Here is a 21,077-nt window from a genome sequence, read left to right as displayed (position 1 = left end):
GGGGAACACGCGGGGGGGGGGGGGGGGGGGGTCGGGGGGAGGGGGGGATTTTACGGGGGGGGGGGGGGGGGGGCTTGGGGGGGGGGGGGGGGGGGGGTGGGGCCCCCCCCCCCCCCCCCCCACACCCCTCAAGCGGTGTTCTGCATCACCTGTGCAGCGAGTTAGTTCTTGACCTCGCTGTCGGTGATGGTCAGCGGGGTGTCGCCGAAGAGCGTCTCGAAGTCGCCCGCCGTGATCTCCTCGGTCGCGCTGACGGTCTCCTGCGTCATTTCCTGCTGCATATCAGTCTCCCAATCTCAGGTAGGAAAGTACGGCCCGCTCTCACGAGCCCGAATGGACAATACCGAGAGATTCAAATACTGCCTAGGTCGTGTTTCTGGAAATAGCGTCGATTCAGGCGAGGTAACGCCGGTCAAGGCTTTTCGGAACGACCGCGGGATAGGTGAGGAGACGGCGTCGCGGCGGTGCTTCGTCGCCCGTGGCGCCGACGGGCGTGAGTTCCCTGGCGTCCTCGGCGAGCGCCATGAGGCGTGGTGTGAAGCTCGTACGGCACTTGCGCGCGGACTCCTCCAGGCAGAAGGCCACGGACTCGTGGACGACGTTCTCGTCGCGGGTCACCAGGAAGATGAACCGGGGCTCCACCTCGCGCAGCAGCGTCTTGGGGATGCGCGCGGGGAGCGTGAGGGAGTAGTAGCGCGGGAGGTCGACCAGGGGTCTGCGCTCCAGCCAGGACCGCCCGAAGGGGCGCAGGCTGGAGAACATCGCGAAGCTCCACTCCAGCTTCAGACCGGCCGGCACCAGCGCGACGTTGAGCAGGAAGGCGCCCCCGACGAGCAGGTGGGTGACCAGGGCTCCGGTGCCGGTCGGCAGGGCCGCGAAGGGCTGGGCGCTCAGGGCGAGGCCGCACAGATATCCGTAGACCAGGCCCTGGAACAGGTCCTTGCCGAGATAGCTGACGGAGCGGCGCCCGGAGGCGGTTCTGCCCAGCGCGAGGGCGATCAGGGCGCTGCCCGCGACGGACGCCCACAGGAGCGGCCCGCCGCCGGGGTCGATGGCCACCGAGTCCCGTGCGGTGAGGGCGATCACCCACAGGGCGAGGGCGAGGACGGAGAACGGGAAGTTCCCGGATACCCCGAACGCGCCGTGCATCAGGATCGCGGCGCACAGGCCCCATATCTCCAGCCCCGGCACCAACAGCGTGATCCCGACGGCGAGTTCGAGGGCGATCACCCCGTAGGGAGCGGGGCGAAGGAGCCGGGCGGACGGCTTGAGCCCCAGCAGCCCGAGGTAGTGCGCCGTCACGACGCGTCCGGCGCTGCGCTCGCTGCCCAGATACTCCTCGTTGATCTTGAGCAGCGCCGCCGAGAGGTAGACGCCGATGAGCAGATCGCGGGCGACCGCCCCGTGCAGCTCCCACGGCACGAACGCGAAGAGCGCCGCCGCGACGACCCCGAGCAGGGCGTGGTCGGCCAGGCGTCTTTGGGTGGACACCATCCACAGGACGAGCAGCGCGACCGTGACGACGCGCGCCGTGAGCGACTGCGGGACGAGGGCGAGCGCCAGCGCGGCGGGGAGCGCGACCAGTTGGGCGACGACGGTCGCCCAGCGCGGGAGCCGGACGACGAGGACGGGCGCGTAGTGGTACGCCACCCCGGAGAGCCCTTGCTCCCACAACCGGCTGACCTGGTGGAAGAGGACTCCGGCGACCGCGAGGACGAACGGTGTGAGGGCGACGGCGTCGCCGGTGGACGCCGCCTGGGCCAGGAGGCTCACCGGGCCTCCCGCAGGTTGTTGTTGAGCCGCTCGTTGCGCTGGAGTGTGTCGGCGAGCCGTTCCCACTCCCTGGCGTAGTGCCGTGCCACCTCGGCGGCGGCCCGCATGCAGTGCGGCGGCACCGACGCCAGCAGACGTTCACCCATGGCCAGTTCACTGCTCTGGCCGTTGAGCCAGCGCAGCAGCGCGCGCCCGCTGTCCGTGAAGCGGATCGAGGGGTCGCGGTAGAGGGAGACGGCGGCGCGCGGCTGGGTGCGCGCGGTCTCCGCCGAGGGCTCGGCCCGCTCGGAGACGCTCCGCAGTGGGCCTTCCTGGCAGGCGACCACAACGGGGCCGGTCCGGGCCCCCTCCCCCGGCACGGGCCCCGGGGAGGAGGCCGGTGCGGCCTCCCCGTCCCGGCCCGTATCGGCGGGGTGGGCCGATGCCGCGCGGCGCATCCGGTGCACCGTACTGATGGAGACCCCCGCCTCCTCGGCGACGTCCCGGAGCGTGGCCTGCGGGCGTTCCGCGAGCAGGAGGCGGGCCTTCTCGCGGCGCTGCGACATGTCGACGGGACGGACCCTGCCGTCCCTGCCGACGCGAGCGGTCGCCTCGCTCACGCCGCTCGTGTCGTCGCCGTCTTTCGAGTGAGGAGATTCCTCACTCGAACATCTCCTTCGGGCGGCCCCCACGGTCTTGGGAGAGACCCCGCTGACCGCCGCGATGGCCCGGTCGGACCAGTGCGGATGGGAGGCGAGGATACGGACGACGGCCGCTCTGCGGTCCTTGAGGGTCAAGGGCAGTCCGTGGCGGGTGTTGGCCGCCACGGAGTGGACGAACAGGTCGGCCGACGAGCCCTCGACATAGCGGACGGGCAGGTCGCGCGCGCCGCGCAGTATCGCGGCGCGCAGCCGGTGCATTCCGTCGACCACGCGGCCGGTGGCCCTGTGCACGAGGATCGGTTCGAGCTCTCTGCCGCTCTCCGCGAGCACCTGTGCGTGGTCGTGACACAAGCCCCCGAGACGCGGTGAATCCGACGGCAGCAGGGACGCCACGGGCATCGTGTGGATCTCTGAGTCCGGTTCGTCGAGCAAGCTTCCTGACCCCTCTCGAGCTGTGACGACATGCGCCCGCGCCCGGAGGCGGCCCGGAGCATGTCCGCATCTGGCCGTGTACGAGGACTGTTTGTCTTCTCCGATGTGCCGTCGGCCGATGGGTTGTCGGCCGGTGGGTTGTCCGCAGATGGGTTGCCGGCCGATGGGTTGTCGACCGGTGGGTTGCCTTCGCCGCAGCCGGCTTCCGGACAACTCCCCGCATCAGAAAGGGACTTGCACCTGGCATGCGGAAGGCCGGTCGACCGCGCGGATCACGGCGTCGACCGCTCTGTGTCGTGGCCGCAGGTGAACCCCGGCGGTCTCACCCGGGTTCGCGGCGGAAATGAACACGTTGACACGGCCCTGGGGGCCGCGCCGCTCTCTCTGACGGGGTTTATGCCCGGCCTCTCGCAGACGCAATCCGGTCGGCGTGGCGTGTGGTTGCTCTCCCGAACCCGGGAATGTGACCTCTTGCGCGGCGCACGCGCCCCGTGTGCAGTCTTCCCTTCCAGGCCACCGTGCCACCTCTCCGATCATGAGTGATGTCGCCAGTACCGCCTGCGCCGCTGCCTCTACTCCCCGGAGCCGACGCCCGCAAGAACATAACAGCGAGGTGACGGAGGCAGTGAGGCCCCGAAGGATCACGGCTGAAACTCGTAGAACTGACGTCGAACGAATCCTCAAGGTATCGAGCACTCTTTTGGCTTACGAAACCTTGCCGTCAAGGGCTCCGGGACCGCACTTTGGCCGGAAGTCGAAGGGGCTTCGCATATGCCGAAGGCGTGTGAACCGCGCATGGAAGATGGCGAGTTTTCGGGCGGCCTTTTCTGAATACCACCTGCCTTCGCGGGGTAGTAGCGAGCCCCTCGCCGCCCAGGGTGTCTGACCGGCTCCGATCCGTAGAACGTGCTCCAGCGCGTCTGGGCCGCCGGTCCCGGTGCCGGCCAGGTGGCGAACCACTGCCACGAGCCCTCGGCGAGCGCGAACGTCAGCACTGCGGCGAGCCCGACGCCGATGACCCCGGGAGCGGGAATGCCATCGCCTGTCACTGCGGATGCCGGCCTCGGGGGCACTCGGGGGCTGGGATCGCTCACGGGCCTCTCCTGCACGGAAAGCCATCAGCATCGCCCGCGGGTCGTCAGGGCCCTGAGCGCCATGCCGTACGGGCCGGGTGTCCCGCCCGGATGGCCCGCTCCGCCCGGCACCGCGCCGTTGCCGAAGCGCCCGAGGACGTCCGGTACTTGGGCACCCTTCCGTAGCGGGTTGCAGCCCCAGGAGCCCCAGCGGGATCGCCGGACCGCCACCTCGCCAGCGGCTACCGTACGAACACGCCGTATTGCCCACGGTCACCCGAGGAGGAATCCTGTGTCATCACCCTGCGACCCCCAGTACGCTCCTGCCGGCGATGTGGGGGTGGCGCTCATGGCGATCGACTCTCGGCTCAAAGCCGTCTACGACGGCCAGCCCGGGACCGACCCCGAACAGCGGCAATTGACGGACCAATTCGCCGCGTCACTGGGTCCCGAGGAAGCCAATGACGTGCTGGACGGCGCGTGCACGCTCATCTACATGTTCATGCAGTGGCTGCGGATGGCCTACGAACAGCACGACAGGGACGTCATCGAGTACGTGGTGCCCGGCTTCGTGGCCTCGATGCGCATGATGCCCAAGAGCATCCGTCCCGAAGCAATCCCCACCATGGCCGGGCTGGTCGTCGCAGCCGGTACCGGCCTGAGCCCCAGCCTGTGGCGCAAGCAGTACGGAGACTGGACCGAGAACGAGATGAATTCGCTGGAAGCCACGGCCTTGCTGCTCGCGGAGCACATCAACCGGCTCACCGGCGACCGCGACTTCGCCACCCGCATGGTCACCGAAGCCCTGTCCACGACGGACCAGGACTGACGCGCAGCATCTCGGCCTGAGCCTGCCCCATATCCCTGGGCTCCGGGGGGGGGCGTGGTCGGCGTCAAGGTCCGAGTACTGGCCCGGCGACCCGTCACGACCTGACAGCGGGGGCCGACCGCAGTCGCGCTACGCCTCGGCCGGTTCCTTACGGGCAGGGAACCTGAGCGTGCGTACCGCGTCATGACGTGGCTGTCGCTTCGTTACTGGCGAGTGATCGCCCGTGAGATGCCGGCGGCGACGGTCGTGGCCAGGATCCACCCTGCAGCGGTCAGCGCGTAGGCGAGCCATTGACCGGTGCCTCGTGGTGCGAAGGCGACGTCCTGTCCGAAGGCGGTGATCGGGACGAGCAGGTCGAGCGCGTAGACGACGGCGTTGAACGGCGGTGCCTTCTCCGCTTCGAGAGGTGCGGGCGGATGGGCTGCGAAGAAGAGTGCGCCGCAGGCGAGCAGCGCCATGAGCCAGAGGCCGGCGCGGAGTGGCCGGTAGCCGTAGCCGACGGTTGTGTCCTGGATGTAGCCCCAGACGCGGGTGTGCAGGGGGAGCATGGCACGGCGATGGCGCTGCTTGGCGAGGAGCACCGTGCGTGCTTCGTCCTCGTGTCCGAGCCGTCGGTAGGCGGTTGCGAGCTGCTCGTACGGCTGGGGGAGGTAGGCGTCGGTGCTGCGCCGGATCCAGTCGAGCCGTTCGGTGGCTGTCAGGGGGATGGCGAGTGCGTCGTAGGTGGTATCGGCCAGTCGGAGGTCGGCGGGCCAGGTGTCGGGGGTGTCGTACAGGGTGCCCAGCTGGGCATTGCTCGCGTCGACGGTGCCGTCGATCGGCTGCCGGGTGCGCAGATCGGTCTCCCGGGCGCGAGCCAGCCGCAGGGACAGGGCGGTGCCGCCGAAATTCGACAGCGTGGCATCGCGGAAGCTGAGCTGCGTGCCGGTGCTGCTGCCGTCGAGCTTGATGCCGCCGTCGACGCGGAGCCCTCGGCCGAGGTCGAAGTTACGGGCGACTGTGACGTCAACGGCCTCCAGCGCAACGTCGCCGGTGTTGTTCAGCCGGGCCCCACAGAATCCGATCGCCGCCGCGACCGTGGCACCGGAGAGTATGATCCGCCCTTCGGCGCTGAAGCCCGGGTGGAAGGTGAAGTCCCCGGTGATCCGGACGTGGTAGGCGTCCAGGGCGTGGCCGCCGGGGTTGCTCAGGGAGGCGCCCTCCAAATCGAACTCGCCGGAGACGGCGGCGCCGGTACAGCGGAAGGCTCCCCGGACCGCCAGGTCGGTGCACAGCACGTCGCCGCCCGCGACGAGATGGACCGCGGATATCGCCTCGGTCCCGGGCGCGGTGATCACGGTGTCGCGGAGGTCCAGGTCGCTGTGGATCTGGGAGCGGGTGAGTACGAGGGGCCCGGTCAGGTGGCAGCGGGACAGGACCAGTCGGCCGTCGATCTGGGCCGCGTCGGCGGCGAGCCCCGGGAGGGCGCATCCGGTGAGGACCAGCTCGCGGATCCTGGCGCCCCGGAGCAGGGGCACTTCGTCGAAGCGACATTCGTCCAGGACGACCGGCACGGGGATCTCGGCGAATTGCAGATCCAGCCTGCCCGTGACGCGGGCGCCGGTCAGGCGCAGTGCCGGGCGGTCGCCCGGGGCGGGGTCGGCGCCGGCGCCCAGCAGCAGCGCCGCGATGACCTCGGCCCGCACTACGGGTTCGGCCGCTTGCGGGGCGTCGCGGACATCGACAACGCCGCCCCGGGCGATGGAGTTCCACAACTGACGTTCACCAGCGTTGAGTTCGTCGAGACGCATGATCCAAGATCATCCCGGTTCGGGCCCACCCACGACAAGACCCAGGGTCAGGGCGTACCCGGTCTCCAGCGCATAGTGGAAGAACGGGGAGGACCGTATCCAGGCGTAGTCATGTGCGGTCGCCGAAGTCATGCGCCACAGTCTGCCTGTCACCACTGACAAGGACGTCCGCGTCGGGCCGGACCCCGGCCCGGCAGCCCGGCGGCCCACTCACCGGCCACGCCCCCTCACCCCCGGGATCCGGTGGGATTCCCGTTGCCGAGGGCCCAGGCCTCGATGTCGCGGTAGTGGATCGGTCCTCGGCTACGGCCGACGTTGCTGCCGACCAGGTGCAGCCGTTCGGCAGACCATCGGCTACCGGTGAATCCGGCGAGCCTCTCGGCGATTTCTTCTGCCGAGGATCGATCTCCTCGGCGGGCACGGGCCAACGTCAGATGGGGGCGCAGGGGTCGTTCCTCGAAGGTGACACCGCAATTCTTCACGGCGGTACGCACATCGGCGGCGAGCATGTGCAGCTCGTCGAGGTCTCCGTCGATTCCGCTCCACAGCACCCGGTCGTCGAAGACTCCGCTGCCGCGCAGTGCCAAACGGAGTGACTGGTGGTCCGCCGCGAGGTCGGCGAGAGCCGGACGCAGGGCCGGCACTGTCTCGACCGGTAGCTCCCCGAGGAACGCCAGGGTGATGTGCCAGTCCTCGATGCGGTTCCACCGCATCTGAGGGTGTGTGTCATAGGCGGTGCGCAGTTCCCGGGCCAGTTCTTCCTTCGCGTGGTCGGGCGGGGCGAGGGCGATGAACACGCGCACAGTCGCGGGCTGATTCTGATCGTTCACATCGGCCTTCGTACCGCATCCGGGTAGTGGATGCGAAGGCCCGGGTACTGCAGGAGAAGCGGTCGCGGCGATCAGCTCGTCCCGGTGGGGCGGCGCCGCGAGGTCGGCAGCCCGCCCCGTGCCGAGGCCGAGTACCGGTACCGGTTGCCACCGGTCCGGCCGCCGGGGAAGCCCCGCATGGTGCACCCCGGCGCTTGACCTTGGCACAGTGACAAGGTCTTCACTGTGGCCGAGGAGGTGGTCCCGATGACCATGGCGAAACAGGACACCGATGCGATGCGCGCTGTCCGGGGGTTGGCGGACAGCCGCTCGGCAGTACGGCTGCGGGCGGCGCTGGCGGTCGGTACGACCCCCGACCCACGATTCATCGACACGCTCATCGAGAGATGCGCCATCGAACCCGAGTTCTACGTGCGCGAAATGCTTACGTGGGCACTCACTCGCCACTCGGCCTCGCTGACGGTCCCGGAGCTCATCGATGAAGTCCGCTCGGAGCGTACGCAGGCACGGAGCCAGGCCTTGCACACACTGTCCAAGATCGGGGATCGGCAAGCGTGGCCGGCGATCACACGGGCGGTCCTGTCCGACGCCGACGACGAGGTGGCGCGGAGCGCCTGGCGGGCAGCGGTCGCACTCGTGCCCGAGGGTGAAGAGCCCGAGTTGGCCGCGGTGTTGTCGGCACAGCTCGGACGCGGCGAACGTGAGACACAGCTGAGTCTCAGCCGGGCGCTGATCGCGCTCGGTGAGGTGATCCTGCCGACTCTGCACGCTGCGATGACGGATCTCGACCCCCGAGTGCGCGCCCACGCAATCGCCACGGAGCGGCTGTTGCGCGACCCGGATGCCGGATTCGAGTTCGCGATCGAGGAGGCGAAGCGCATCGTAGTCCTCGGAAGGACCGGCCAGGAGGAGTGACAGCAGTGTTGATCGGTGATGTGGCACGACGGTCCGGGGTCAGCGCCCGCATGCTCAGGCATTACGACGCGCTCGGCCTGGTGCGGCCGACGGGTCGTACCGGCGCCGGCTACCGAGAGTATTCAGGCGAGGACATCCGACGGATCTTCCATATCGAGAGCCTGCGGTCACTGGGGCTGTCGCTGCGTGAAGTCGGGCGCGCGCTCGATGATCCCGGCTTCACGCCCCCGGACCTCGTCGACGACCTCATCCGCCAGACGCGAGAACGCATCGCACATGAGACGGAGCTGCTCACGCGCTTGGGTCGGATCGGTGCCGCGGAACCCGCCGGCTGGGAGGACGTCCTCCAGATCGTCGCGCTCCTCCAGGCGTTGGGGTCGAAGAGCGCCGGGACGCGCCAGCGCGCGGCCTTGTCCTCGGTCGAGGAGGTTCCGGTGCCGGTGGAGGCACTGGTGGAGGCAGCACTGAGCGAGACGGACCCGATCGTCGCCGGAGCCCTTCGATGGGCTTTGGCGCAATCGGGCGATGACGCATCGGCGCTGCTGGCGGAGGGCCTCGGCTCACCAGCGGCCGAAGTGCGGAAGCGTGCTGTCCAGTCCATCGCCGAGATTCCGAGCGACGAGGCGACCGCGCTGCTGCATGGCGCTCTCGCGAACCCCGACGTCGTGGTCCGCAGGTATGCGGCCCTGGCGCTCGGGGCCCGTGGAGCAGCCGACGCGGTCCCGACGCTCATCGACATGGTCGTGGAGGATACGAATGACGCCGATGCGGCCGATGCGCTGGGCGCGCTGGCGAGTCGTCCCGCGTTGGCGGATCAGATCGCTACCGGGCTCGTTGACCGCCTCGCCCACGGCTCCGTTGAACCGTCCGCACGCCGACGGCTGACGCAGGCGCTCGCGGACATCCCGGGAACCACAGCATTGCGTGCCCTCGCGGATCTGTCCCATGACGAGGACCGTGCCGTTGCCCTCACCGCGACGTACATTCTCGGACTGCGAGACGCACGATGATGGATCCGTCCCCCAGTTGGTGAGAGCCCTGACCAAGGCATCTGCTCGCACGCTCATCAGTGATGGGCATGGGCATGGGGATGGGGACGGGCAACGACACAGATCCATGATCGTCAAGGTGAACGGGAGCCACCCCCATCGGGTGACATCGGGATCAGGCTCGTGCGGGGTGGAGTGTCCGCGCCGGCACGGGAGCTGGGTGGCGCTGGTCCGTGCGGCACCGGGCCCTGCCGGCCCGCGTCCTTGACAGACGCGGTCCGCAGGAACCCGGTGCTTCGCGTTCTTGCGGGTCAGAGCCGTTTCTCCATCAGCGTGACTGCGTAGATGTGGCCGAGTCCGCCGTCCTTTGTGTGCTCACGGACGACGTTGTAGTCGGCCGTCTCGTAGTACTCCCGGAGCCGGTAGTTGTCGGCCAGACAGTCGAGTCGGCAGATCTGCCGGCCCGCGGCGGCGATGCGGGCTTCGGCCTGGGCCAGCATCTGCCGCCCGGTGCCTGACGGTGCGACGCGACGGTCGGTCATGAGCCGGTGGACGTATCCGGCGTTCGGAGACTGTGGCCCCCAGGCGGCGGGGTCGTCCCACCACAACTCCCAGGCCCCGGCGATCGGTCCGTGCGGCCCGAGGGCGGCGATCCAGACCTCGCCGTCGTGCAGTCGTGTGCGGAAGTGCTCGATGTCGAGTTCCCCGGGCTTCCACTGGTCGATGCCTTGGGCAATCTGCCAGCGCGCCGCGTCGTCCCGCAGTCGGACCAGGGCGGACAGATCGCGCTCGTCCGCCTGTCGATGGTGCAGTGGCGCGTGCCGCAGGACCAAATAGCTCCAGGAGACATCGGTGCGCCCGTGCGGATCCTCGCGGTGGGCAAGGTGCACGACCTCCAGACCCTGCCGCTGGGCGAGCTCGATCGTCTCCTGCGCGGAGACAGGAAACATGCGGCGACCGGCGGGGACAGGACCATGCCGCAGCGAGAGGACCACCTGACCGGCATTGCCGAGCAGGCTGACCAGGGTGGCCATGGCCGCCGTCCGCTCCTGCTCGTCCAGGTGCATCCAGACCGCGGTCAGCAGGACCAGGTCGAAGCGACGCCCCTGGCTGGTCAGGGTCGGCAGGCCGGGGAGGGCGTCGTCGACCCACTCGATGTCCTGTCCTGCGTGGATACGCTCGCCCAGCTCGCGCAGCTCGGCGGTGGGTTCCGCGGCGACGACCCGGTGTCCCCGTGCAGCCAGGGCCGCCGCGTCACGCCCGCTTCCCGCCCCGATGTCCAGGACCCTGCTCGGCTGCGCCGGGAAAAGGTGAAGCACTTCCCGGTGCACCTCGTCCAACGAAACGCTCTCGTACTGCTCGGCCAGGGCAGCGGCGGACTCGCCGTATCCGGCTGTACTCGCCATGGCGAGCAGCCGCTCATCAGGTATGTCAGTGTTCACGACGCGGCACCCTATGCCCACCCGTGAGGAGGGGGCGACGGCAGGGCGGGAGTCGGAGCCCTGTCAGCGGACGACGTCGAAGACGTTCTTCTGCAGACCGTTGGAGTAGGCCTCGTACTCGACCAGCTTCAGCTTCTGGGTGTCCTTGTCCGTGGTGCTGAACAGTCGCTTGCCGGCGCCGAGCAGCAGCGGGAAGACGAGCAGGTGGTAGCGGTCGATCAGGCCCGCGTCGGACAGGGCGTGGTTGAGGGTGGCGCTGCCGTGGACGATGATCGGGCCTCCCTCGGTCTCCTTCAGTGCGGCGACCTCGTCGAGCGAGCGCAGGAGGGTGGTCTCGCCCCAGTTCGAGACAAGGCCGTCGTCGGTGAGGGTGGTGGACACGACGTACTTCGGCATCGCCCTGTAGTCGGCGAATTCCTCCATGTCCGGCCACACCGGGCTGAACGCCTCGTAGCTGATCCGGCCCATCAGGATCGCGGTGGATTCCTTCTGCTCCCGCCCCTTGATTTCGAACGCCTCGGGGACGAACTCGACGTCCTTGAAGGTCCATCCGGAGTTTCGGTAGCCCGGTTCGCCGCCGGGGCCCTCCACGACGCCGTCAAGCGAGATGAAAGCGGTGCTGATCAGGGGACGCATGAGGATCCTCGGTGTCTCGTGTCTGGTTTTCGGTTGCTTGCTGCCGCTTCGGACAGCCCTTAGGGATGACGTATCCCGGAGCGCCGCATCAGGAGCTCTTCCGTTGCATCGGGACCCGGCACACGCCGCGCGTACCGGCGGCCTGAGTGGCTTGCGCGGAGTCAGCCGAGGAGCCCGGTCAGCCACTGCTGCCAGGCGGCCTCGGCGCTGTCCGTGTCCGGGCCGAACAGGTGGTGGAACATCAGCACCATGCCGGAGCCGTGGTGGAAGGTGTAGATCCCGTCGGCGGTGCGGAGCTCCATGCGTTCGTCGTCGGACCAGACGACTTCACCATCCAGTGGCGGCAGACCGGCCGGCGCGGCGTGTGTCTGCGAGCCGACGGGGATCGGGCTCGGCAGCGAAAGCCCTCGGGCGAGTGCCGCCCGTACCTCCGGTGCCGATCGCCCGCCGGACGGCGCCAGGGCGAAGACGGGAACGCCGGTGCGCCCGGGGAAGTGCGTCAGGTATTCGCGGAGCGTGTGGAGGTGGAAGGGCCAGCCTCGGCGCAGGGCGTCGTACTCGTCCTCCCAGTCGTCGCCGAGCAGTCCGCTGTGAACGACGCGGAGCACGGTGCTGCCGCCGCCCCGCCCCTCGATCAGGTACTCGAAGGCCATGAAGCGGCCGTCCTCGGCGGTGGCCGTGCGGGTCGCGAAGCGTTTTCCGGGCTCGTAGGCGGTGACCACCGCCTCCTCCCGGTGGCCCCCGGTCTCCATGGACGCGGACCCGCCCTCGCGTGGCTCCACCTCGTTGCGGCCCATGAACCAGGAGTCGATCCCCGGTCCGGTGGCAATCGCCTCCCAGACCTGTTCCGGGCTCGCCGGGAGGCTCGTCTCCAGCTCGATCTCGAATGGGTGTGTCATGGTGCGCAGTCCTGTCCTGCTTCGGGTTCGGTCTCGTGCGTCCCCCCGGATCGCTGCTGCGGGCCGGCCGCGTTCGCGTCGGGGCCGGGCTGCGGCGCGGGGATCTGGTGGAGCCCGACGATCACTCGGTGGCTCCGGCCTTCCGGGGCGGCCTCGTCGTGGTAGCGGCCGACGAGGGCCGCCACCGCCTGGGCCAGTTCATCGGCGAAGGCCGTCCGGTCGGCAGCGGAGGCGAACCGCACCTCGGCGTCGATGCCGAAGGTGGCGACCCGCCGCCGCACCCGGGCCGCGCCGGTCAGCAATGTGCCGATCTCCTGCACCAGCCGGGAACCCAGCGCCAGCAGCCAGCGGGCGGAGTACTGGTCGGGAGACCGGGATGGATCGGGGCTGACGGCGACCAAGGCGCTGGGGGAGATCACGTAGGAAGCGGCGGTGGCGCTGTACACCCGCTCGGTGACGTTGCCCTTGCGACGTTCTTCGGTGAGCTCGACCAGCCCGTGACGCTCCAGCTCCTTGAGGTGGTAGTTGACCTTCTGCCGGGGCAGCCCCAGGCGGACGGCCAGCATGGCGGCCGAACCGGGCTCGGCCAGGGCGGCGAGGATCCGGGACCGTATCGGGTCCAGGGACGCCTCGGCCGCGGCGGGTTCTTCGATCACAGCGACATCCAGCACCGTTCCAGAATCCTTCCGATTAATAATTTTGTCAAGACAAAAAATATTGTCGGTGCGGGCCGATCGGCGGATCTCAGCACGAAGCCCCGGAGTTCGCCGCTTCCGTACGGTCCGGGGCTTCTGTGTGTCTCGGGTCGGCAAGGACGCGGATGTCTCCGTGCCGGCAGCGCCATCCCACGGCCGACCGTTTCCGCACCCACCGCCGGATGTCGCGGAGACCTTCCCGGCCGAGTCCGAGTACGCGTGGGGACCGATGGTTCGACGGTCCCGTCCCGGGTCCTGTTGGCCCGCGTCCCTGACAGGCGCGGTTCGGAAGGCCCCGGCTCCGTTGTGCGATCAATCCCGGACTGGCGCGTCCGTCTCAAGGCTTCCGAGGAACTCGCGGACGGCAGTGGCGAAGCCGTCCGGGTCGGTCTCGTGGACCGTGTGACCAGTGGGCCGGTGGACCATGAGGGCTCTTCGGAATCTGTGGGGGTTTGAGCGCCGGGCGGAGTTCCACTGTGGACCCTGACCGATAGATGCCGGCAGCTCTCGTAGGGTCCGCGATCTGCTGTACCGGTTCTACCGCCGATGCCGACGCCGACCTTCCCGAACTGCAGCGCCCAGCCACAACCGTCGAGACATGGTGGCCAGAGATCCTTGCGTTCCTGCACACCGGGATCACCAACGCCGGCTCCGGAGGCACCAACCGGGTCATCAAGACAATCGCCCGCGACGCCTACGGCTTCCGCAACCCCGGCAACCAGCGCTTACGCACCCGCTGCGCGACCACCCGTCGAGCCCGTGGACACCTCGATGCCCGCTAATTTCGTTGAGCCCGCACCCTGCCATCGTGTTGGCTGGCGGCACCGAACTGTCAGTACCGCAGGTGTCCGCTTGGCTGTAGCAGGGAGTTAAACGTGCAGGACATTGTTGTCGACCCCGTTGCCCACAATCGGGCAGCCTGGGACAAGTGTGTCCAAGAGGGCAACGAGTGGTCGAGGCCGGTGAGTGCTGAGGATGTCGAGCGCGCCCGCATGGGCGACTGGTCGATTGTTCTCATCGGGCGTGAGCCAGTCGACCGCTCCTGGCTGCCGACGGACCTGACCGGCAAGGACGTGTTGTGCCTGGCCTCCGGCGGTGGCCAGCAGGGTCCGATCCTCGCCGCCGCAGGGGCGCGGGTCACCGTATTCGACAACTCACCCCGCCAGCTCGGCCAGGACCAGATGGTGGCGGCGCGCGACGGACTCGAGCTGCGCACCGTCCTGGGCGACATGCGCGACCTCAGCGCCTTCGGCGACGCAACATTCGACGTCGTATTCCATCCGGTCTCCAACCTGTTCGCACCAGACTTGGCACCGGTGTGGCGTGAGTGCTTCCGCATCCTGCGACCGGGCGGAACTCTGCTCGTGGGCTTCCTCAACCCTGATGTGTACTTGTTCGACCACGAGGCGCTCGACGAGCGCGGCGAGCTGATCGTCGTGCACAAGCTGCCCTACAGCGATGTCACGCAGTACTCCGCCGAGGAACGCGCCACGAAGTTCGGCGCGGATGCCCCTCTTGAATACAGCCACACCCTCACCGACCAGATCGGCGGGCAACTCGCCGCGGGGTTCGTCCTCACCGGCTTCGCGGAAGCGCCGCACCAATCCAACGCATCCGCTCAATACATGTCGCACTATTTTGCGACGCTGGCGGTCAAGCCGGGCTGACCCAGCCGTGGGGCCGGCCGGCCGGGACGGCCGTGTCTCGGGAGTAGCCGGTCCCAGTGGTGCCGGAGTGCGGAGGGGCGCGCAGCGGCACTGGCGGCGCTGCGGTGGTCGAGGCCGGACGGCGCCTCCACCGGAGGCCGGTCAGCCCCGGCGGCCTGCGTTGGTGTCTGCCGCGGCACGCGGCCTCGGGGCCAGTGCCGCGCGCAGCGCCGGGGAGAGGATGTGGCGGGTCTCGGACGGGGTGAGGGCCGCGGGGGTGGGGAGGGGGTTGAGGTAGCGGGTGTAGATGAGGCCGCCAAGGATCGTCACCACGGCCGTGGCGCGTGCGGTCGCGTCCCGGCCGCCGAGGAATTCAACAAGCCGGGCCAGCAGCTCGTGTTCGAGGTATTCGCGGATCGCCTCGGCGGCCTCGTCGCCCTGGGCCGTGAGCTGTCGGAAGTCGGCGTCCTCCCACAGGTCCGTCACCGCGTCGATCAGCCGGCCGGGGAGGGTGGCCGGGTCGCCGCCGAGGACGGCGTCCACCGCCAGCGCGTTGGCGCACTGGAACTGCATCACGTCCGCGAACAGGCCCTTCTTCGAGCCGAAGTGGTACGCGATCAGCGCCGGGTCGACCCCGGCGGCCCCGGCCACCGCGCGCAGAGTGGTGCGCCGGTAGCCGCGCTCCAGGAACAGCGCGCGGGCCGCCGAGACGATCGACTCGCGGGTCGGCGGGTTGCCGCGGGGGCGGCCTCGGGTGCGGGCGGGGGCGGGGGCGGCGTTATTCATCAGCGTTGAGCCTGCGTTCGGTGATCGGGACAGTCAAGGGCGTTCCACGAACCACACGAAGGGATGACCCGACACCATGCGTATCGCCGTCTTCGGAGCCAACGGACCGACCGGCCGCCACCTCACCGACCAGGCCCTCGCCGCCGGCCACGAGGTCGTCGCCGTGACCCGCCGCCCCTGGCTCCCTCGCCGCGCGCCCCGGCCTCGCCGTGGCCGTCGCCGACGCCACCGACCCGACGGCCGTCGATGCCGCGATCGACGGCGCCGACGCCGTACTCTCCGCGCTGGGCACGCGCTTCAGCAAGCAGACCATCACCACGTACTCGGCGAGCGCCACTGCCATCACCGGGGCCATGGCACGCCACGGCGTCAAGCGGCTGCTCGCCGTCAGCTCCAGCATCGCCGACCCGGACTGGCGCCCCACCGGCGCCCACTTCTTCAACCATGTGCTCGACCCGCTGGTGAACCGACGCCTCGGCCGTACCCTCCACGAGGACATGCGCCGCATGGAGGCCGTGATCCGTCGGACGGACCTCGACTGGACCCTCGTCCGGCCCTCGGGTCTCTTCGAGCACCCCGTCGTCACGGACCACCACACCGCCGAGACCAGCGCCGACGGCGTCTTCACCGCCCGTGCCGACCTGGCCGCGAGCATGCTGCGCGAGCTGGAGGAGCGGCGGTACGTCCGTACGGCCATGGGCGTCATCACCACGGCCGTGAAGCCGAACATCGCCAAGCTGATCTGGAACGAGGGCGTGAAGAAGAAGTGAGCCGGGCGGCGGTCGAACTCCCGGCCGGCACGCGGGCGTTCCTCACCCGCCCCCGCACGGCCACCCTCACCACCCTCCGCCCGGACGGCACCCCGCACGTCACTCCGGTCCGCTTCACTGTCGACGCGGCCACCGGCCTGGTCCGGGTGACCACCCGGGCGGGAGCGCGCAAGGCCCGGAACGTGGCGGCGGGCGGCCCGGCGGCTCGTGTCGCGCTCTGCCAGGCGGACGGCTTCCGCTGGGTCACCCTCGAAGGCCGGGCCGCCGTCACCGACGACCCCGAGCACCTGGCCGAGGCCGTCCGCCGCTACACCGCCCGCTACCGCGCGGCCCCGCCCGCCCCGCCGGACCTGGTCGTCATCGAGATCGCCGTCGACCGCGTCCTGAGCCTCAACCTCTGAATTCCCATACGGAAAGCGAAGTGACACCGCGATGCCCACCCTCCCCGTCCTCGGCTCCACCCTCCACTACCGCGAGTCCGGCGACCCCGACGGGCTGCCGTTCGTCTTCCTGCACGGCAACCCCACCTCCTCCCACCTGTGGCGGAACGTCCTGCCGGGGGTGGCAGCGCCCGGCCGCCGCCTGCTGGCCCCCGACCTCATCGGCATGGGCGACTCCGGCAAGCCCGACCTGGCCTACTCCTTCGACGACCACGCCCGCCATCTCGACGCCTGGTTCGACGCCCTCGGTCTGGCCGAGGCCGTCCTCGTAGGCCACGACTGGGGCGGGGCGCTCGCCTTCGACCGCGCCGCCCGTCTCCCGGGCAGCGTCCGCGGCCTCGCCTTCACCGAGACGATCATCAAGCCGCTGGTCGGCGACGAGTTCCCGGCGGCCGGGCGGGAGTTGTTCACCCTCCTGCGGACCCCCGGGGTGGGCGAGGAGATGGTCCTGGAGAAGTCGCTGTTCATCGAAGGGCTCCCGAACACGCTCGCCACCCCGCTCGACCCTGCCGACCTGGAGGTCTACCGCCGCCCCTTCCCGACCCCGCACAGCCGCCGACCGGTACTGGCGTGGACGCGCATGATGCCGCTGGACGGCGAGCCCGCCGATGTCGTGGCCCGCGTCGAGCGCTACGACGCCTGGCTGGCCGCCAGCCCCGAAGTCCCCAAGCTGCTCGCCGCGTTCGAGCCGGGCCCGGGGGCGATGACCGACCGGGGGACGGTGGCCTGGTGTGCGGAGAACATCGCGGGCCTGGAGATCTCCCACCACGGCCCCGCCGGCCACCACTCCCCGGAGGACCGCCCCGAGGAGCTGGCCGCGGCGATCAACGCCTGGGCCGACCGCCACGGCCTGGCGCGCCGGTAGGGTTCCTCGATCCCGGCGGTGCCGATCGTTCCGGACCCACGGCGAGGGACCTGGAGCCGCGTCTGTCGCGGCTCGTGCAGATCCCCATCGGCCGGGCCCCGATGGTGGTCGTGGGCGAGGACGAGCCGGCACGGAAACAGTCGAACAGATCAGTGACTGCGCTGTTACAGTCCGCTTGCCCCGGGCAACGGGGACACGACGGAAAACAGAATGAGGGGCCCAAAGTTGCGCATACGACTGAGACGGATGATCGCGGCGATCGGGATGGGGCTCGCGCTGACCCTGACACCGATCACGGGGACCGCGGCGGCGCAGGAGACGGGCAACATGGCCGTCACCGACATGGACTTCACCCCGTCCGCAGTGGACGCGACGCCTGGCGGCACGACCGTCACGCTCCGCTGGACGATGACGGACACCACCCCGGAGACCGACGGCATGAGCGCGCGGGTCCACCTGCGCCGCCAGGGCGCGACGGCCGGCACATACCTGGGCGTGCCGCTGGTCGGGACCTACGACGTGGGCTCCTACGGCCAGGACATCACCCTGGTGCCCGGCTCGACGCCTCAGGAGGCCACCTACGAGTGGACCCTGGCCGTTCCGCAGTACGCGGCCGGGACATCGGTCACCTGGGCCGTCACCCGCGTAGAGGCGTGGGACACCCAGGGCACCTCGCTGGACTGGGACGCCGCCCAACTGGGCGCGTTCCACCACACGTTCGAGGCGAAGACGCTCGCCGACACGCAGGGCCCGACGTACGACGACCTCGCGGTGGACAACGAACGGCAGCCGTACGTCTACGTCGGTGAGGGCTCGTCGAGCATGACCTACGAGCTCGACGTGCACGACGCCCAGGCCGGCATCTCCGGCGGCACCCTGACGCTGACCGGCCCCGGCGGGCAGCACCTGACCGGCTCGTTCGCCATCGTCTGGACCTGGGACGAGGGCTACCAGGGCTGTGGCTACATCGGGTGGGGCCAGACGGACGCCGGGTCCTGCCGCGTGTCCGTGACCTTCCCCGCGCACGCGGCATCGGGCACGTGGACCGTCTCGCGGGTCGAGCTCACCGACAACGCGGGCAACACCAGCACCTACGACAACCTCTCGGCCGCGCCCGTCCACGTCACCTCCAACGACGTGCTCTCCGCGGACGGATTCACGGCGACGCCGAACCCGGTCGACACCTGGCACGGCGCCCGGACGATCAAGGTCGGTTTCCGGCCCCACGGGGACGCGGGAGGGGTCGCGTCGGCGGTCGTGGACACCAACAGCGTCAACGGCTGCCGGCAGCCCTCCACCACGGCGACGACCGCGGCGGACGGAACCGTCTCGGTGGACTACGACGTGCCGCGGCAGGTCTTCACCTGCCGCATCACCGGCATGATCATCACGGACAACGCCGGGAACGTCGCCCTGTACGGCTCGAAGTACGGCGCACCGGAGACCGGCCTGACGATCACTTCGGCACCCGACACGGTGCTGCCCGAGATCGACCGGGCCACGCTCTCGCCCGCCACCATCCCGGCAACGGAACACTCCACCGACATCCACCTCACCGTCAACGTCTCGGGCACCACCGCGGGTGTCAACGGCTACGACATCTACCTGATCGATTCCTCGGGGCAGTGGATCCCGGCCGTGTCCGGCGGGGCCTCACTGACCTTCAGCGGCCCGTTGACCCTCTCCTTCCCACTCCCCTCCGCCGTGGCCCCCGGGACGTATGGCATCGCCCTGCGCCTGTCCGACCAGGCGGGCAAGTCCTCGTCCTTCGGTTTCCCGAACAACACCCCGATGCCGGGTGGGGCGGTGACCCTGACGGTCACCTAGGGTTCCCGGATCCCGTGCAGAGATCCCAAACACAGATCCCATAAAGACCGCCAGCATGCCCGGCCTCGCAGCGAGGCCGGGCATCTCCACCGCGGGTACCCACCGGGACCTCTACCGTGTCGCACATGACAGCTCTGATCATCGGCGGCAGCGGCTTCCTGGGGAACGAACTGATCCGGCAGGCGAGAGCGGCCGGGCACACAACAGCCGCGACCTACGCGACCAGACCCGGCGACACTTCCCAGGCCGAGTGGTACGCCCTTGATCTGCGGCACGCGGGACGTCTGGACGCCGTCATGGCCGAGGTGCGCCCGCATCTCGTCGTCGACGCATCGAGCGGCAAGGCCGACTGGGCGACTACGGCCGAGGGCCCTGTCCGGATCGCGATGGCCGCGGCGAAGTGCGGCAGCCGCCTGGTCCAGGTGTCCAGCGACGCGGTGTTCTCCGGTGCGCGAGTCCACTACGACGAGACCTGCCTGCCCGACCCCATCACCCCGTACGGAGCAGCAAAGGCGGCAGCGGAGACCGGCGTCCTCGTCGTGCATCCGGAGGCCGTTGTCGCCCGCACGTCGCTGATCATCGGCTACGGGCGCTCCGTCCATGAGCACCTCGTACACGAACTGGCCGCCGGCACCCACAACGGCGCCCTGTTCACCGACGACATCCGCTGTCCGGTGCACGTCGCCGACCTGGCCGCCGCCCTTCTGGAACTGGCCTCGGGCGACGCGGCCGGCATCCACCATCTCGCCGGGCCCGACGCCCTGAGCCGTCACGAGCTCGGCACCCTCATCGCCAGGCGTGACGACCTCGATGCCTCTCGGCTGCCCACCGGCCTGCGGGCCCGCAGCACACATCCCGGCGCCCTCGACGTACGCCTCGACAGCCGGGCGACCCAGCGGTATCTGCGCACCACACTGCGCGGTGCTCGGCAGTTCCTGGATCACACCGGGTGACGGCCCGGTACGGGTCTGGAGTCCGTGAGTTCCCCACTGGCCCTCGGCGTCACGACGCGCCACGGTACCGGCCTCCGCCGTACCAGGGCGGAAAGCGTCCTGTGACAGGGCAGGTTGAGCGTTGCCACCGAAGATGGGTGACCAGTAGGTTCGCGCCATCGCAGTTCGAGTGAGGAGAGCTGCCAGTGGGCTTGGGGTTGGGGTTGGGGTTGGGGGCTTGCGGATGATCAGGAGCAGGCGAGCGGCGCCGGGACGGGACACCGCTGAGGGACGGTCCCGGCGCATCAGGCGAGCCGGGCTGTGCGCGGGCGCCGCGACGGCGCTCATCGCGGTGGTGACCGCCGTCGGGCGAGTGGCCGAGGTCGCGCCGCCGTGGTGGGTACTGGTCCCCGTCACCGCGCTGGTGGCGGTGCTCGCGGGCCGGGCCGGCGCGCGGCTGGGCCGCGAGGACGCCGTGCGGGCGGAGGCTTTGGAGTCCGGGGAGAACGTCATCGGCACGTACACGGTCCGTCCGCCGTACGTGGACCACAGTCCACCCTCGCTCTACGAGAGTCCGCAGTACCAACTGCGCTTGACCACACGCGGGATGCAGATGTGGGAGCGCTCCGCCCTGCTGTGGAACCACCCGTGGCCGGAGCTGCGCGTCGTAGCCGACGGCCCGCGACTGCGCATCCACCACGAAGGTCGTGAGGTCGGTGCGATGCTGCTTGAGCGTGCCGGGGCCGTGCAGGAGGTGGTGGCCGTCAAGAGGCGGTACGGCGCCGAGTGATTCACCGTCAGGCGTCCGCGACAGTTCACCGCCACCAAGGAATTCGGCCCGCCGGGCCGTGCAACTGCGCGGGAAAC

At 69.8% G+C, this 21,077-nt stretch carries 19 protein-coding genes and 2 pseudogenes; 11 read left to right on the top strand and 10 right to left on the bottom strand.

Annotation, left to right across the window (positions count from 1 at the left end):
- Positions 1–393: 393 nt before the first annotated feature.
- Both ACFV8T_RS01325 and ACFV8T_RS01320 read right to left on the bottom strand, forming a co-directional pair.
- The gene (locus ACFV8T_RS01325) at positions 394–1,773 is read right to left on the bottom strand and encodes a hypothetical protein (protein WP_385323199.1); all 1,380 of its coding nucleotides are present in this window, start codon (positions 1,771–1,773) and stop codon (positions 394–396) included.
- Positions 1,770–2,744: a helix-turn-helix domain-containing protein gene (locus tag ACFV8T_RS01320; protein WP_385323197.1), complete on the bottom strand. Its 975-nt coding sequence runs from the start codon at positions 2,742–2,744 to the stop codon at positions 1,770–1,772. The genes ACFV8T_RS01325 and ACFV8T_RS01320 overlap by 4 nt, the downstream gene beginning before the upstream one ends.
- Before the next feature lie 1,467 nt (positions 2,745–4,211).
- Between ACFV8T_RS01320 and ACFV8T_RS01315 the strand changes: the two genes are divergently transcribed.
- The gene (locus ACFV8T_RS01315; protein ID WP_385323195.1) at positions 4,212–4,748 is read left to right on the top strand and encodes a hypothetical protein; all 537 of its coding nucleotides are present in this window, start codon (positions 4,212–4,214) and stop codon (positions 4,746–4,748) included.
- Between the two features lie 203 nt (positions 4,749–4,951).
- Here the strand turns inward: ACFV8T_RS01315 and ACFV8T_RS01310 are convergent, their stop codons facing one another.
- The 3 genes from ACFV8T_RS01310 to thpR all read right to left on the bottom strand — a co-directional run bounded on the left by ACFV8T_RS01310 (position 4,952) and on the right by thpR (position 7,368).
- Entirely contained in the window at positions 4,952–6,538 is a 1,587-nt protein-coding gene (locus ACFV8T_RS01310) for an oxidoreductase (RefSeq protein WP_385323194.1), read from the bottom strand.
- 9 nt (positions 6,539–6,547) lie between these two features.
- Entirely contained in the window at positions 6,548–6,670 is a 123-nt protein-coding gene (locus ACFV8T_RS01305; protein ID WP_385323192.1) for a DUF6461 domain-containing protein, read from the bottom strand.
- Positions 6,671–6,765: 95 nt separating this feature from the next.
- The gene (thpR, locus tag ACFV8T_RS01300; RefSeq protein ID WP_385323190.1) at positions 6,766–7,368 is read right to left on the bottom strand and encodes an RNA 2',3'-cyclic phosphodiesterase; all 603 of its coding nucleotides are present in this window, start codon (positions 7,366–7,368) and stop codon (positions 6,766–6,768) included.
- A 246-nt stretch (positions 7,369–7,614) separates the two neighbouring features.
- On the opposite strand from thpR, the gene ACFV8T_RS01295 reads away from it, so the two are divergent.
- Together ACFV8T_RS01295 and ACFV8T_RS01290 are read left to right on the top strand one after the other, a co-directional pair.
- A complete protein-coding gene (locus ACFV8T_RS01295) occupies positions 7,615–8,283 on the top strand; it encodes a HEAT repeat domain-containing protein (RefSeq protein ID WP_385323628.1) in 669 nt (222 codons plus the stop codon).
- Positions 8,284–8,288: 5 nt separating this feature from the next.
- Positions 8,289–9,293: a HEAT repeat domain-containing protein gene (locus ACFV8T_RS01290; protein ID WP_385323189.1), complete on the top strand. Its 1,005-nt coding sequence runs from the start codon at positions 8,289–8,291 to the stop codon at positions 9,291–9,293.
- Between the two features lie 290 nt (positions 9,294–9,583).
- Here ACFV8T_RS01290 and ACFV8T_RS01285 read toward each other — a convergent pair whose 3' ends face one another.
- The 4 genes from ACFV8T_RS01285 to ACFV8T_RS01270 form a co-directional block, all read right to left on the bottom strand.
- A complete protein-coding gene (locus ACFV8T_RS01285) occupies positions 9,584–10,714 on the bottom strand; it encodes a GNAT family N-acetyltransferase (protein WP_385323187.1) in 1,131 nt (376 codons plus the stop codon).
- A 63-nt stretch (positions 10,715–10,777) separates the two neighbouring features.
- On the bottom strand, positions 10,778–11,350 hold the full coding sequence (locus ACFV8T_RS01280; protein ID WP_385323185.1) for a dihydrofolate reductase family protein: 573 nt from the start codon (positions 11,348–11,350) through the stop codon (positions 10,778–10,780).
- 161 nt (positions 11,351–11,511) lie between these two features.
- Positions 11,512–12,249: an SRPBCC domain-containing protein gene (locus ACFV8T_RS01275; protein WP_385323184.1), complete on the bottom strand. Its 738-nt coding sequence runs from the start codon at positions 12,247–12,249 to the stop codon at positions 11,512–11,514.
- On the bottom strand, positions 12,246–12,920 hold the full coding sequence (locus tag ACFV8T_RS01270) for an ArsR/SmtB family transcription factor (RefSeq protein ID WP_385323182.1): 675 nt from the start codon (positions 12,918–12,920) through the stop codon (positions 12,246–12,248). The genes ACFV8T_RS01275 and ACFV8T_RS01270 overlap by 4 nt, the downstream gene beginning before the upstream one ends.
- A gap of 518 nt (positions 12,921–13,438) precedes the next feature.
- On the opposite strand from ACFV8T_RS01270, the gene ACFV8T_RS01265 reads away from it, so the two are divergent.
- Both ACFV8T_RS01265 and ACFV8T_RS01260 read left to right on the top strand, forming a co-directional pair.
- On the top strand, positions 13,439–13,726 hold the full coding sequence (locus ACFV8T_RS01265; protein WP_385323180.1) for a transposase: 288 nt from the start codon (positions 13,439–13,441) through the stop codon (positions 13,724–13,726).
- Positions 13,727–13,819: 93 nt separating this feature from the next.
- Entirely contained in the window at positions 13,820–14,611 is a 792-nt protein-coding gene (locus tag ACFV8T_RS01260; protein WP_385323178.1) for a class I SAM-dependent methyltransferase, read from the top strand.
- A 141-nt stretch (positions 14,612–14,752) separates the two neighbouring features.
- Here ACFV8T_RS01260 and ACFV8T_RS01255 read toward each other — a convergent pair whose 3' ends face one another.
- The gene (locus tag ACFV8T_RS01255; RefSeq protein WP_385323176.1) at positions 14,753–15,376 is read right to left on the bottom strand and encodes a TetR/AcrR family transcriptional regulator; all 624 of its coding nucleotides are present in this window, start codon (positions 15,374–15,376) and stop codon (positions 14,753–14,755) included.
- Between the two features lie 76 nt (positions 15,377–15,452).
- On the opposite strand from ACFV8T_RS01255, the pseudogene ACFV8T_RS01250 reads away from it, so the two are divergent.
- From ACFV8T_RS01250 to ACFV8T_RS01225, 6 genes and pseudogenes are all read left to right on the top strand, one after another.
- Positions 15,453–16,146, top strand: a pseudogene (locus tag ACFV8T_RS01250) (NAD(P)-dependent oxidoreductase).
- A complete protein-coding gene (locus ACFV8T_RS01245) occupies positions 16,143–16,547 on the top strand; it encodes a pyridoxamine 5'-phosphate oxidase family protein (protein WP_385323175.1) in 405 nt (134 codons plus the stop codon). Before ACFV8T_RS01250 ends, ACFV8T_RS01245 begins: the two are co-directional and overlap by 4 nt.
- Positions 16,548–16,572: 25 nt before the next feature.
- Positions 16,573–17,451: pseudogene (locus ACFV8T_RS01240) on the top strand (haloalkane dehalogenase); the annotation flags it as partial.
- 225 nt (positions 17,452–17,676) lie between these two features.
- Complete coding sequence (locus ACFV8T_RS01235; protein WP_385323173.1) at positions 17,677–19,278, top strand: hypothetical protein; 1,602 nt, start codon at positions 17,677–17,679, stop codon at positions 19,276–19,278.
- A 125-nt stretch (positions 19,279–19,403) separates the two neighbouring features.
- Entirely contained in the window at positions 19,404–20,231 is an 828-nt protein-coding gene (locus ACFV8T_RS01230) for an SDR family oxidoreductase (protein WP_385323171.1), read from the top strand.
- 223 nt (positions 20,232–20,454) lie between these two features.
- Positions 20,455–21,000 (top strand): hypothetical protein, encoded by a 546-nt coding sequence (locus ACFV8T_RS01225; RefSeq protein ID WP_385323169.1) that lies wholly within the window; start codon positions 20,455–20,457, stop codon positions 20,998–21,000.
- Positions 21,001–21,077 lie beyond the last annotated feature (77 nt).

This window comes from Streptomyces sp. NPDC059832, from assembly GCF_042731715.1.
Taxonomy (GTDB): Bacteria; Actinomycetota; Actinomycetes; order Streptomycetales; family Streptomycetaceae; genus Streptomyces.
Note: the sequence above shows the minus strand (reverse complement) of the source record. Positions and strands in the feature narration are given on the sequence as shown.

Bases quoted from the DNA above. Each gene is read 5' to 3' on its own strand.
- ACFV8T_RS01305 (WP_385323192.1), bottom strand. From the start codon at position 6,670: ATGACTTCGGCGACCGCACATGACTACGCCTGGATACGGTCCTCCCCG.
- ACFV8T_RS01275 (WP_385323184.1), bottom strand. From the start codon at position 12,249: ATGACACACCCATTCGAGATCGAGCTGGAGACGAGCCTCCCGGCGAGC.
- ACFV8T_RS01230 (WP_385323171.1), top strand. From the start codon at position 19,404: ATGACAGCTCTGATCATCGGCGGCAGCGGCTTCCTGGGGAACGAACTG.
- ACFV8T_RS01280 (WP_385323185.1), bottom strand. From the start codon at position 11,350: ATGCGTCCCCTGATCAGCACCGCTTTCATCTCGCTTGACGGCGTCGTG.
- ACFV8T_RS01255 (WP_385323176.1), bottom strand. From the start codon at position 15,376: ATGAATAACGCCGCCCCCGCCCCCGCCCGCACCCGAGGCCGCCCCCGC.
- ACFV8T_RS01225 (WP_385323169.1), top strand. From the start codon at position 20,455: ATGATCAGGAGCAGGCGAGCGGCGCCGGGACGGGACACCGCTGAGGGA.
- ACFV8T_RS01310 (WP_385323194.1), bottom strand. From the start codon at position 6,538: ATGCGTCTCGACGAACTCAACGCTGGTGAACGTCAGTTGTGGAACTCC.
- ACFV8T_RS01265 (WP_385323180.1), top strand. From the start codon at position 13,439: ATGCCGGCAGCTCTCGTAGGGTCCGCGATCTGCTGTACCGGTTCTACC.
- ACFV8T_RS01295 (WP_385323628.1), top strand. From the start codon at position 7,615: ATGACCATGGCGAAACAGGACACCGATGCGATGCGCGCTGTCCGGGGG.